The organism is Asticcacaulis endophyticus (assembly GCF_014652575.1).
Classification (GTDB): Bacteria; Pseudomonadota; Alphaproteobacteria; order Caulobacterales; family Caulobacteraceae; genus Asticcacaulis; species Asticcacaulis endophyticus.
Window position 1 is genome coordinate 361,035 of sequence record NZ_BMZB01000001.1, and the last position, 12,046, is coordinate 373,080.

The 12,046-nt window shown below is 54.7% G+C and carries 16 protein-coding genes and 1 tRNA gene; 16 read left to right on the top strand and 1 reads right to left on the bottom strand.

Going from position 1 to position 12,046, the window contains the following annotated elements:
- The first annotated feature begins 1 nt into the window (after position 1).
- The 11 genes from IE102_RS01700 (at position 2) to IE102_RS01750 (ending at position 7,094) form a co-directional block, all read left to right on the top strand.
- Positions 2-679 (top strand): hypothetical protein, encoded by a 678-nt coding sequence (locus IE102_RS01700; RefSeq protein WP_189484648.1) that lies wholly within the window; start codon positions 2-4, stop codon positions 677-679.
- Positions 679-1,836 (top strand): coiled-coil domain-containing protein, encoded by a 1,158-nt coding sequence (locus IE102_RS01705; RefSeq protein ID WP_189484649.1) that lies wholly within the window; start codon positions 679-681, stop codon positions 1,834-1,836. Before IE102_RS01700 ends, IE102_RS01705 begins: the two co-directional genes overlap by 1 nt.
- A 65-nt stretch (positions 1,837-1,901) precedes the next feature.
- Positions 1,902-2,294 (top strand): hypothetical protein, encoded by a 393-nt coding sequence (locus tag IE102_RS01710; protein WP_189484650.1) that lies wholly within the window; start codon positions 1,902-1,904, stop codon positions 2,292-2,294.
- 93 nt (positions 2,295-2,387) lie between these two features.
- Positions 2,388-2,660: a DUF2312 domain-containing protein gene (locus IE102_RS01715; protein WP_189484651.1), complete on the top strand. Its 273-nt coding sequence runs from the start codon at positions 2,388-2,390 to the stop codon at positions 2,658-2,660.
- Positions 2,660-2,932: a hypothetical protein gene (locus tag IE102_RS01720; RefSeq protein WP_189484652.1), complete on the top strand. Its 273-nt coding sequence runs from the start codon at positions 2,660-2,662 to the stop codon at positions 2,930-2,932. The genes IE102_RS01715 and IE102_RS01720 overlap by 1 nt, the downstream gene beginning before the upstream one ends.
- A gap of 82 nt (positions 2,933-3,014) precedes the next feature.
- Positions 3,015-3,482 (top strand): hypothetical protein, encoded by a 468-nt coding sequence (locus IE102_RS01725; protein WP_189484653.1) that lies wholly within the window; start codon positions 3,015-3,017, stop codon positions 3,480-3,482.
- A gap of 246 nt (positions 3,483-3,728) precedes the next feature.
- Positions 3,729-4,157, top strand: coding sequence for a hypothetical protein (locus tag IE102_RS01730; protein WP_189484654.1), 429 nt, complete (start codon positions 3,729-3,731; stop codon positions 4,155-4,157).
- Between the two features lie 178 nt (positions 4,158-4,335).
- A complete protein-coding gene (locus IE102_RS01735) occupies positions 4,336-5,274 on the top strand; it encodes a hypothetical protein (RefSeq protein WP_189484655.1) in 939 nt (312 codons plus the stop codon).
- Positions 5,267-5,464 (top strand): hypothetical protein, encoded by a 198-nt coding sequence (locus IE102_RS01740; protein WP_189484656.1) that lies wholly within the window; start codon positions 5,267-5,269, stop codon positions 5,462-5,464. The genes IE102_RS01735 and IE102_RS01740 overlap by 8 nt, the downstream gene beginning before the upstream one ends.
- A complete protein-coding gene (locus tag IE102_RS01745; protein WP_189484657.1) occupies positions 5,457-5,822 on the top strand; it encodes a hypothetical protein in 366 nt (121 codons plus the stop codon). The genes IE102_RS01740 and IE102_RS01745 overlap by 8 nt, the downstream gene beginning before the upstream one ends.
- A 180-nt stretch (positions 5,823-6,002) precedes the next feature.
- Positions 6,003-7,094, top strand: coding sequence for a tyrosine-type recombinase/integrase (locus IE102_RS01750; protein ID WP_189484658.1), 1,092 nt, complete (start codon positions 6,003-6,005; stop codon positions 7,092-7,094).
- A gap of 76 nt (positions 7,095-7,170) precedes the next feature.
- Here IE102_RS01750 and IE102_RS01755 read toward each other — a convergent pair.
- Positions 7,171-7,247 (bottom strand) — tRNA-Arg (locus tag IE102_RS01755).
- 146 nt (positions 7,248-7,393) lie between these two features.
- On the opposite strand from IE102_RS01755, the gene IE102_RS01760 reads away from it, so the two are divergent.
- The 5 genes from IE102_RS01760 (at position 7,394) to IE102_RS01780 (ending at position 12,028) form a co-directional block, all read left to right on the top strand.
- Positions 7,394-7,648, top strand: a complete 255-nt coding sequence (locus tag IE102_RS01760) for a zinc-finger domain-containing protein (protein WP_229807518.1) — start codon at positions 7,394-7,396, stop codon at positions 7,646-7,648.
- 73 nt (positions 7,649-7,721) lie between these two features.
- On the top strand, positions 7,722-8,189 hold the full coding sequence (locus tag IE102_RS01765) for a VOC family protein (RefSeq protein WP_189484659.1): 468 nt from the start codon (positions 7,722-7,724) through the stop codon (positions 8,187-8,189).
- 79 nt (positions 8,190-8,268) lie between these two features.
- Positions 8,269-11,094, top strand: coding sequence for a DNA polymerase I (gene polA / locus IE102_RS01770; protein WP_189484660.1), 2,826 nt, complete (start codon positions 8,269-8,271; stop codon positions 11,092-11,094).
- A 73-nt stretch (positions 11,095-11,167) separates the two neighbouring features.
- Positions 11,168-11,596: a hypothetical protein gene (locus IE102_RS01775; RefSeq protein ID WP_189484661.1), complete on the top strand. Its 429-nt coding sequence runs from the start codon at positions 11,168-11,170 to the stop codon at positions 11,594-11,596.
- Between the two features lie 27 nt (positions 11,597-11,623).
- Complete coding sequence (locus IE102_RS01780; protein ID WP_189484662.1) at positions 11,624-12,028, top strand: VOC family protein; 405 nt, start codon at positions 11,624-11,626, stop codon at positions 12,026-12,028.
- Positions 12,029-12,046: the final 18 nt, after the last annotated feature.

Below are 12,046 nucleotides of genomic sequence, written 5' to 3' on the forward strand. Positions count from 1 at the left end.
AATGAACGATATGACGGCGGTGATCACGCCAAAATCAGATCAGTGGAATGCCGATGACTTCTTGTCCGGCCCACGCACGTTCACGATCCGTGGCGTCAAAATCAATGGGGGTCAGGAGCAGCCGGTCAACATCAGCCTTGAGGGCACGGATAAATTCTATCGCCCATGCAAGTCTATGTCACGCGTTCTGGTTTCGGCTTGGGGCGCAGATGCCACGGCTTACGTCGGGCGCTCCCTGACGCTCTATACCGATCCGAAAGTCAAGTGGGGCGGGATGGAGGTTGGGGGCATCCGCATCAGCCACATGTCTCATATTGACGGTAAACTGCAACTGGCACTCACCGCGACTAAAGGCCAGCGCAAGCCACATACCGTCACGCCGCTTGTGGCCAATGGCAATCAGACCGCGCAGGTGCAATCTACCGCTAAACCAAAGAAAACCCCCGCAGACTGGCGCACTGAAATCGACGCGCTTTCCGACATGGCCGCAATCGCTGTTTGGCTCAATGATTTCGCAGGCATGAAAACCCACGACAGTCAGGCGGCTCGCGATGTCTACGCATATGCCGAGACACGCGCTCAACAGATGGTGGGCACGACATCGGATGACAGCTTCGACATGGACACCGCCACCGACGACGACTTCCCCGGCGACCGGGCCACACAAGGAGCGCGGTGATGGACGATCTTTTGAACCTTGAAACTCTGCCGCCTGAAACGGAAACCGGCACGGCGGTCGCGCTTTTGGAGGCGACAACGCTCATAGCCTTCACCGATAAGGCCAAGCACGAAAAGCTTTATGCCGATGTCGAGCAGGAGATCGCCGATTTCGTTCCGGATGTGACCACTGACAAGGGCCGTAAAGCCGTGGCATCGCTGGCATTCAAGGTCACGAAGCTCAAGGCCGGTATTGATAAGGCTGGCCTGAAACTGACCGAAGAGGCGCGCTCTCAGATTGACCTCGTGAACGCCAGCCGCCGCGACATCAAAGCCCGCCTTGAGGCTCTGGCTGATCAGGCCCGCGAACCCCTGACCAAGTGGGAAGAGGCCGAGGAAAAGCGCATTGACTACGCCAAGCGCATGATCGTTCACATCGAAAATGTTGGCAAAGGTCTGATCGGCGGCGAACCTCAAGCCTTTGGAATCCTGTTCCATGAACTGGACGAAAAGATCAACATATCTGATCTTGCCGAATTTGAACCGGCGGCGCGCAAGGCTATGGAAACCGCCCGCGAATTGCTGACCGTTTCGTATGAGGCTCACAAGAGGGCTGCGGCTGACCGCGCAGAACTTGAACGGTTTCGGGCGGCCGAAGCCGAGAGGCTGGCTCAGGAAGAAGCCCGTGCCGAAGCCAAACGGATCGCAGCCGAACGGGTAGCAGAGGCTCAGCGATTGGCCGATGAAGCCAAAGAGCGTGAAGTCGCCGCCGAACGCGCAAAGGTGGCTGAGGCAGAACGCCTCGCACAAGCCGCCGAACAGGCCCGTTTGGCCGCCATCGCGGAACAACAGGCAAAAGCTAAGGCTGAGCAGGATCAGCGTGACCGTGAACACGCTCAGGCTTTGGCCGACGCTAAACGCCGTGCTGATGAGGCCGAAGCCGCGCGCATGGCAGAAGCTAAACGCATCGAAGACGAGCGTCTGGCGAAGGAAAAGGCCGACAGATTGGCCCGTGAAGCCGACGAAAAGCGCCAGCGCGACCAAAAGCACCGCAGCCAGATCATGAGTGCCGCAAAAGAGGCCCTGATGCAGCACGCCGACATTCCAGAAGACATCGCCAAACGTGTCGTCCTGGCGATCACCGGCGGCAATGTCCCGGCTGTTTCAATCCAGTTTTAACCCCTCACCCACGTCGGACGGCGGGTTGCCCAATAAGCGCCCGCCGATGACGGAAAGGAATGATGATGACTGAGTACACACACAAACGGGCGATCAAGTGGCTGTTGAGTGACGATGTCGGCACGTCCAGTAAGGCTTTGTTGTCTGCCGGACTGGGTCTTGACCAGACATACTATTCATACCCGTCAGACGGTGGCGACTTTGGGCGGTGCGTTCGGCTTCTTATAAATGTTCCAGAAGTTAAGAGCGGCTTCTCCATTCTTGCCGAAAAAAGCCCGTACTGGAAAGCGCTGATTGAGCGTTGGGACGATATCGAAGTGGCTTACATTAAAGCACTAGAAACCCGCGATGGTGCCGAACTCTACAAGCTTATGCGCTCCATACTCAAGCCGATTGAGGATGCCGACCGCAACGTCACCCGCATTGGCGAAGGTGTCCGCATCAGGACATCAACCTAACCCCCTTTCGCCGTCGCATCACATCAACCCTTGGCCGCGCGCCATGCCTGTCCACAAACTCCGCGACGGCGCTTTTTATCAGAAAGAAGAACAATGACTGACAACAACGCAATCACATCCGATGATGTCATCAACGCCGCTGCACAGGGTCGGCTTCGGACGATTATCGAGCGCATTGAACGCCTTGAGGAAGACAAGGCCGTCATCGCGGGAGACATCAAGGAGGTCTACGCGGAAACAAAGTCGGAAGGCTTTGACGTCAAGATCATCCGCAAGATCGTGTCCCTACGCCGGATCGACAAAGTGAAACGGCAAGAGATTGACGCGCTCCTGGATCTCTACATGCACGCCATCGGGGAAGCCTGATGCGGACCCACCCACAACACTCATTCCTTGACAGCGTGTCTGCGCAGGAGGCTACCGGCAACACTTTCGAGGCCCCTACGCGCCGGATCAGCGTCACCGAACAACGCGACATAGCGGTAGAGGCTTTGCGGGAGGCAAAAACACTGGTCGAAAGCATAGAGCAAACGACACTTAATGTTTGGTTTGTGACTGCCGACGATCCTGAATCGGCGGTTTGCGGCACAAACGAGAAGATCGACGCCGCCCTTAAAGCCTGTGGGGTGAGCGAATGACGCACAATGAAGCTTTTCGTTGCGGCATTTTCGTTGGTGCTGCCGCTGTCGCTTTCGGAATATTTTTAGGATTTTTATTGCCATGACCCCCACCCCCCAAGAGGCGCGGGAGGCGACCGCGATAATTAGGGATGCATCAGTCCGCAAGATCGTCAGCGACTACATTGCGGCGCTTGAAAAAGCTGGCGCGTTTGAAAACCCGTCAGACACTAAAGACGATTTATCGGAAGCTATTCGTGCGGCTCACCCAACACTCAATAAGGCAAATTGGCCTCACTGGACGAAGGCAATCGAACTGGTCAGCAATCGGCACAGTAAATACGCGCTGGTCGATCTTACAAGCTACCTTCTGTCTGAGAATGCCTCACGTGAAGCCCTTCTCACCGAGGCTAAGGAGGTGTTGGGGCACGTCTTGCGATGCGATGCAGATGATACAGGCTTGCGTGATTGTCACGATAATCACGGCAAAGCGTATCAATCCGCAGACATGGCTAATGTCTTGAAGGCCGCCGCCGCACTCGTGGCAAAGATAGAGGGGATGGTGACGTGAGCGATTTAATCCCGCCCGACCAAATCCTGCTTCATGTTCCGCGCAGTCGATACGAATTAACAGAGCGCGGGGGGCAGCATGCCGGGACATCCCGAGAGCTATGCGCTGAGCACGTCCCTACCGGCGTCAAGGTAATCGTTCCGTCTGCTCGCGGTCAACACCGGGCGAGAAATGTGGCCATCGCCGCGTTGGAATTTATCCTGACGCACCCAGATTTTCATGGATAACCCACACCGGAGACAAGACATGACCAACCCTAAAGAGTGGAAGATCGTCCCTTGCCAGCCAACGCCGGAAATGATCGACGCTGCCGTATTGTGCAAGACGAAGCCAAAAGCGGCCAACACGCTTGATCGCATGAATGAAACGGTCGGTATTCTGTACGCATCGGCACTCAACGCCGCCCCGCCGTCTCCGTTCGTGATGGTGGCGAGGGAGGATTTGTGTGCCGTGCTACGCTGCGTTGAATCTCCAAGCGGCCATACCGCAGCATCAATTAACCGCCTCACCCAAGAAGAGGTGGCGAAGGCGGCATATGACGCAAACCCTTGCATGGAAAGAAACGCGCCGGTGCCTTGGACGCGTATCCTTAACGCCGGTTACACGCATCACTCAAGCAGGGCCTATCGAATTGCCGACGCCGTGCTTGAACTGCTTAACAAAGGGAGGGGGTGATGGAAATCATAAGCCGAGGACAACATCCAGAAAAGACCGTGCATAAGGTTACGTGCCAAAACTGCAAGACCATTTTTGAGTTTGAACAGCATGAAGCCAATCACGCTTTTGATAAACGGGATGGCAATTATTACGAAATTGATTGTCCCGTATGTAGCAAGAAAGTGACGAAATCCACATGACCACTAACACACCCGCCTTAGAGGCGTTAATACGTGCGGTTAGGTATGCCGACAAGATGATTAAAGCAGGCGAACCCGCGAAGGTTAAAGATTTCATCACTGAGAACGAACTGAGGGAAATCGCCGCCCTTCCCGCAAGCGACGAACCTCAGCCAAATGATACAGATGAACTTGACCTATATGATGACAAGGTGCAGCAAGCTATATCATGGACGCTTGATCAAGTTGGCGCGGCTCTTGGTGCCGAAAATTGGGACGGTGGCGACGGGTTAGAGAGCGTCGAAGGTGATGTTTACGTTGAAATCGCAAACATTTTAAAAGCGGCTGGGCTAGTCGACGCAGAGGGCGAACCTATTACCGCAGCAACCTATCGCATTCCGGTAAGCAGTGAGGCGGTCGAATACCCAGTTCAAGATGCTTTGGAAGGTCTTGAAATCAACTGCCCTATGTATGTCGAGAAATACGAGCATATAAAGTGTATCGCTGATTTTATTGAACGACACACCTCTTCTCAACCCGCACCGGATGAAAAGCCGGTTGATCTGGAGTGGCGAACAAACGAAAGAACATCTGACAAGAATGTTAAACGCTCTCTATTCCTTTCTGGTTGGGAGATTGGGCGGGCCGTTCCAACGTGGACTGACCAAGACCCCACTGGGGGAGGATGGTCTTACGCAACCCTAAATCGCGCGGCTGTCAGTCATGAATTCAGGACGGAACTTGAAGCAAAGGCGGCCCTTGAAAAAGCCGCCCGTGAATGGCTTGCGCCGATCACCCACCCACAGCCACAAAGCGACGTGGATATCGACGCGCTCATGAGAAAGTGCATAAAAGCTTACGCAGCAAAACACGGCTTAGACCCTGAATTTGACGGACCGTTTTGCGAAATGTTGGTCAAAGAAGCCCTTAGAACCGCAGGGGGTGAGCATGAGTAAGGTTATGATCCATGAGTGGCGCTGTGATGCTGGTTGCGGCGCTAAACATCAATCCGAAGAACATTGGACGCCCGAAGGGTGGCTTGCATTCAGGCTTGGTGAGTTCGGCAAGAAAGGCACTGAGCATTTCTTTTGCCCTGAATGCCGCCATAAGGTTGAGGGCTTGATCGCAGGGGGTGAGCATGGGTGAAACAACAATGGGGCCGCTTGAGAAGGGTTTTGCCGAACGCACGAACAATGCTGATTATTGGTTGCCAAAGGGTGAAATCAGCAGGATTTACCGACACCTCGACGCTATGTCAGACCATAACGTTGACGTCACCGAAATGGTCAACCCCCACGCAGAAGCGCTACGGGTGGCGGTGGAGGCTTTGGAGCCGTGGTGCTTTTTTGCCGCTGATTTGGAGGACGGTGAAGAGGATACCGTTCAATCGGCTTGGGAAATTCGTTACAAGGACAGGTTTAAAGATTGGTGTTGTTACAAGGACATTGAACAAGCCAGAACCGCCCTCGCCCGCATCAAGGAAATCATGGGAGACGTGAAGTGACCAGGCGAAGCCCTTCAATACTATCATGGGCTGGAAAAATGGCGCTGGCAGGCGTAGCAGTCAGGGTCACGCAGTTAGACGACGGCTCGGTCACGGTTGACACCTTGACAGGCGGGAACTTTCCACCGCCCATAGCGTCAATTAAAGAAAACGAAGCAAGATTGGGCGACGAGGCTATCAATGGCGCGTTTAGTAAAGGTGTACGCAAATCTAGAGGCCTTCAAAGACAGGCACGGTAAAGAGCGGCACTATTTTAGGAAGTCTGGTCACAAACGCATACCTGTAAAAGGTACGTTTGGGTCGCATGAATTTGACGAATCCTATGAGGCCGCAAAGGCAAGCGTGGCCGCCCCCTCCCGCCCCGGCGAGTCGTCCATCCGCCCCGGTACGGTTGATGATCTTTGCGCCAGGTATTACGATTCCTACGGCTTTAAAAACCTCAAAGCGCCATCACAGAAGCATTACCGTCACCAGATTGAAGCCTTCAGAAGCGTCATGGGATTCATGATGGTGCGCAGCCTCGCTAAGCGACACTTTAACCAGATCAAATCCGATATGGCTGAAAGGCCGGGCGCGTGCCGGACGCTGTTAAAGCGCCTGACCACCCTACTCAACTTCGCCATAGACGAAGAGATGATCGATATTAATCCGATGGCAAGGGTTAAGCTTCCGGAAGAGGGCGATGGATTTACCCCGTGGTCTGACGAGGATATAAAGCATTATCTTTTAAAATGGGGCGCAGGCACAAGGGAGCGTCTTGGCCTGTATCTATGTTTGTTCACCGGGCAGCGTCGTTCTGACGTGGTGCGCATGACGCAATCCGATATTCGCGACCACGAGATAAGGGTTGTGCAGCAGAAAAGCAGTCGCAGATTTAAAGCTGGCAAACAGCTATGGATACCGCTTCACCCGCTCTTACAGGCCGAACTGGCGCTTTGGCCGCACAATCAAAAGGCCCTAATCGTAAACAGCCGCGGTGGCGCATTTTCGTCAGAGGGGTTTGGAAACTGGTTACGGCAGGCAGCTAAGGATGTGAACCTTAACGATCAAGGCGTGTCATTTGATCCACCGCTGATCGAAGGTACACGCGGACCGCACGGCCTCAGAAAGGCAGCAGCAAGGCGCTTAATTGAGGCTGGCTGCGATGGGGAATCGGCGCGGGCAATAACTGGACACGCCAGTGAAAAAGAGCTTGCGGTCTATATTCGTGACGTAAACCAGCTAAAAAAGGCGCGTCAAGCCATAGGTAAATTGGATCAGGAAAAGGTTTGAGACTGCCAAACCATCGCAAAATACCTGCCAAACCTTTTTGATAGCGCATTGTATTTGTTATGAATTGTATTTTGAATGGCGCACCCGACAGGATTCGAACCTGTGACCTTTGCCTTCGGAGGGCAACACTCTATCCAGCTGAGCTACGGGTGCGCACGATCAGGGAGGCCCTTTGAGGCCTGCGCGGGCGGAACCTATGCTAAACGCGCGCCCCGCTCAACTTAAAATTTGGCTCACTCACACGATTTACGCAGCCTACATACAAACGCCAAATTGACGAAGGTGCGGCAATTGCTTTAATGACCTTGATTAAGGCCCCCACCCCGCCAAAGGTATTTTACGACATGAGCACGACCCAGCCCCCCGAAGTCATCTATGTGGACAGCCACAAGGTCGGATGTAATGGCGGCGGCGGCGCGCTGGGTCACCCGATGGTTTATCTGGAACTTGGCCAGGACGGCGAAGTTGAGTGCGGCTATTGCGACCGCAAATTCGTCCATAAGGATCACGCACACGACTATGCAGATCCATCGCCTCGTCCTGAAGAGCATTAGCAAGCGCATTCCCAAAAGTGCCAATATAGTTCTCTGGCGGTTTTTGGAATCAAATGCGCGACAGGAAAAAATCATGCGATACCTACATACCATGGTGCGCGTCAAAAACCTTGAGGCGTCGCTGGAGTTTTACTGCAAGGGCTTAGGCCTCTACGAAGTCCGCCGCCATGAGAGTGCGCAGGGCCGGTTTACACTAGTGTTTCTGGCCGCACCTGCCGACAAGGCGACCGCTGAGATTAATGGCGGCGACCGCGCCGCACCCCATGTCGAGTTGACCTATAACTGGCCGGATGAGAACGGTAAGGTCGAGGATTACACCGGCGGGCGTAATTTCGGCCACCTGGCCTATGAGGTCGATGATATCTATGCGACCTGCCAGCACTTGATGGATATGGGCGTGATCATCAACCGCCCGCCGCGCGACGGTAATATGGCCTTTGTGCGCTCACCCGATAATATCAGCATTGAATTGCTGCAAAAGGGCCCGCCCAAGGCCCCTGCCGAACCGTGGGCCTCCATGCCTAACATCGGAAGTTGGTGAGCACCTGACATCCTGACTTGATCTGACATCATATAGGTTTAGGTATAGCCGACTATATTTCGCAGTGAGGGCAGGATAGATGAGCAGGAAATGTCTGGTTCTGGTGGATGGCTCCGGCTACATTTTCCGTGCCTATCACGGCTTGCCGCCGCTGACGCGTAAATCCGACGGGCTGCCGGTCGGGGCCGTCTCCGGCTTTTGCAACATGCTTTATAAGCTGATCAAGGAAAACCGCGGCGATGGCGGACCGTCGCATCTGGCGGTTATTTTCGATGCCGGCTCAAAGACCTTTCGCAACGATCTTTATGAAGCCTATAAGGCCCATCGCCCCCCCGCCCCCGAAGACCTGATCCCGCAGTTCCCGCTAATCCGTGAGGCGACCATCGCCTTTGGGGTGCCCAGTGTCGAACTGGCCGGATTTGAGGCCGACGATCTGATCGCCACCTATGCCCGGATGGCAGTCGAGCAGGACTTTGATGTCACCATAGTATCCTCCGACAAAGACCTGATGCAGTTGGTCAATGACCGCGTGACTATGCTGGAGCCGGTCAAGGCGGTCTCCATCGGCCGTGAACAGGTCTATGAGAAATTTGGCGTGCCGCCGGAACTGGTGGTCGATGCGCAGGCCTTGATTGGCGATACCGCTGACAATGTGCCGGGGGCACCGGGGATTGGCGTCAAGACCGCCGCGCAGTTACTGGCCGAATATGGCAACCTTGACGCCCTGCTGGCCCGCGCCCATGAGATCAAGCAGCCCAAACGCCGGGAGGCCCTGACCGATTTCCGTGATCAGATTTTGCTGTCGCGCGAACTGGTCAAACTGCGCGATGATGTGCCGCCACCGTTTGATATTGATAGTTTTGCGCTCAAAGACCCCAACGCCGATGATTTGATTCCGTTTCTGACGCGGATGGAGTTTGTCTCACTGGCCCGGCGCATGGGTGGCGCTATCACGGCGATGGAGGAGGCGCGTCTGGATGCCGCCAAAACCCCGTCCGCGCCCATTTCACGCCCGCTTTACGGCAATATCGGTGAGAAGCCGGTCACCAGCGTCATTGAGCCGTTTAATCACGAGGCTTATGCCTGCGTGCAGGATATCGACATCCTTAAAACCTATGTCGCGCGCGCGCAAAAGCTTGGTTATGTCGCCGTCGATACCGAAACCGACGATCTGTCGGCCACCCATTCGGGGCTTGTCGGTGTGTCCTTAAGCCTTGGCGCCAATGATGCCTGCTATATTCCGCTGGCCCATGAAAGCGATGACGGGCTGGCCTTTGGTGACGCCCTTCAGCAGATTCCGATGGCCGAGGCTATTGCGGTCCTGAAACCGCTGCTGGAAGATCCGTCGGTGCTGAAAATCGGCCAGAACATCAAATATGACCTGAGCGTTCTGAAACGCCACGGCATTAATGTCGCGCCCTATGACGACACCATGCTGATTTCCTATGTGCTTGAGGGCGGGCTGCATGGCCACGGCATGGATACCCTGTCGGAACTGCATCTGGGCCATACGCCGATCACTTTTAAGCAGGTGGCAGGTACGGGCAAGGCGGCCAAGAGCTTTAAATATGTCGGCCTGGTTGAGGCCACCAAATACGCTGCCGAAGACGCCGATGTGACCTTACGGCTATGGCGATTGTTGAAACCGCGCCTGCAGGAAAACGGTTTGCTGACGGTCTATGAGACGCTGGAACGCAAGATGCCGACCGTGCTGTCGGACATGGAATTGACCGGCATCCGTATCGACCCGCAAGTATTGCGCGGTCTGTCGCAGGATTTCGGGGTGCGCATGGGGGCTTTGGAACAAGAGGCCCATGCGGTGGTCGGACGACCGTTTAACCTCAACTCCCCCAAACAACTGGGTGAGATTTTCTTTGATGAGCTGAAACTGCCGGGCGGCAAGCGAACGGCATCCGGTACCTGGGCGACCGATGTTAAGGTGCTGGAAGATCTGGCCGAACAGGGCATACCACTGGCCAAAATCCTGATGGATTACCGCCAACTGGCCAAACTCAAAGGCACCTATACCGACACCCTGCATCAGGTCGCTGATCCAAAAACTGACCGCGTCCATACCTCATTCCATCTGGCCTCGACCACCACCGGGCGGCTGTCGTCCAATGAGCCCAACCTGCAAAATATCCCGATCCGCACCGGTGAAGGCCGCAAGATCAGAACGGCCTTTATCGCCAAGCCGGGCCACCGTCTGATCAGCGCCGACTATTCGCAGATAGAGTTGCGTCTGCTGGCTCATATCGGGGATATCGGCCAACTTAAAAAAGCGTTCTCGGACGGTATCGACATTCACTCACTGACCGCGTCTGAAATGTTCGGTGTGCCGCTGAATGAGATGACGTCTGAAATCCGCCGGCGGGCCAAGGCGATTAATTTCGGCATTATCTACGGCATTTCGGCGTTCGGTCTGGCCAATCAGTTAGCGATCCCCAACGATGAAGCTGGCCGCTACATCAAGACCTATTTCGAGCGCTTTCCCGGCATCAAGGCCTATATGGACGCCACCAAGGCGTTCGTGAAAGACCATGCCTATGTGACGACCATCATGGGCCGGAAAATCCACATACCTGACATCCATGCCAAGGCCGGTGGCCAGCGTCAGTTTGCCGAACGCGCCGCCATCAACGCCCCGATTCAGGGCACCGCCGCCGATATCATCCGCCGCGCTATGATTAAGATGCCGGGGGCCTTGGTTGCGGCGGGTTTCAAGACCAAAATGCTGCTGCAGGTTCACGACGAACTGATCTTTGAAGCCCCCGATGATGAGGTCGAAGCGGTTATGCCGCTGATTGTCTCGGTGATGGAAAAAGCGCCGTTGCCTGCGGCTGAAATCAGCGTGCCTCTCGTCGTCGAAGCGAAAGCTGCCCTCAATTGGGATGAGGCACACTAAGGCTTCGCCCCAAAGTCCCTCGCTACCGCTCAGTGTACTTTGGGCCGTGAAAAATAAATCTTAGGGGATAAGATTGACCGAAAATCTCACTGGCGTGTGGCATGGTACGTACAGCTACCCATTAGAATATATGATGCCGGATTGTTACTTTGTGGCCGTGATTATTCATACAAACAGCATTTTATCGGGAACCATTTTCGAGACGGTAACCGCGGATTTCGATATTTCTGGCGACCTTAACGCGGTTATCGATGGCACAGTTGCAGGTGGTGCGATTACGTTTTTAAAAACCTACGATGGTCAAAATGGCTGGGATCACAGCGTTCATTACTCAGGCCTCTTGAATGGCGAACACAATGAAATAACCGGGTCTTGGACAATCCACGACGTACAAGGCACTTTCTCCGGCACATTTATTATGATCCGCAAACGGAGCACTGAAAGTAAAGCTGCCCTGACAGAAAGCATCGCTTTGCATGTAGCGTCAGTATTGTCTCAATAATGTTTTAACCTCGAAAGTACGATTGTTATGCCCGTCACCGTCAAACGCCTTGATCATATCAATATCCAGACCCGCGATATGGCGGGGACGATTGCGTTTTATCATGACCTGCTGGGGCTGGAGGCGCGGGTAGCCCCTGAGCGTGATCCCTCCCTGCGGCAATGGCTGTACGACAGCGGAGACCGCGCCATCATTCACCTCAACCTGTTTGGCACCGACAACACCATCCCGCGTGAGGTTGTGCCCGGCGATCCGACCGGCGCCATTCACCATGTCGCCTTTGAGTGCGAAGGCTATGACGACATGATTGAGCGATTAACCGCGCGCGGCCTTAACTATGCCACCAACGAAGTTAAACCGATTAGTCTGCGTCAGATATTCGTCGCTGACCCCAATAACGTCTTGCTGGAACTCAATTTCCGCAGCACATAACGCTTCGGCCAGTGTGGA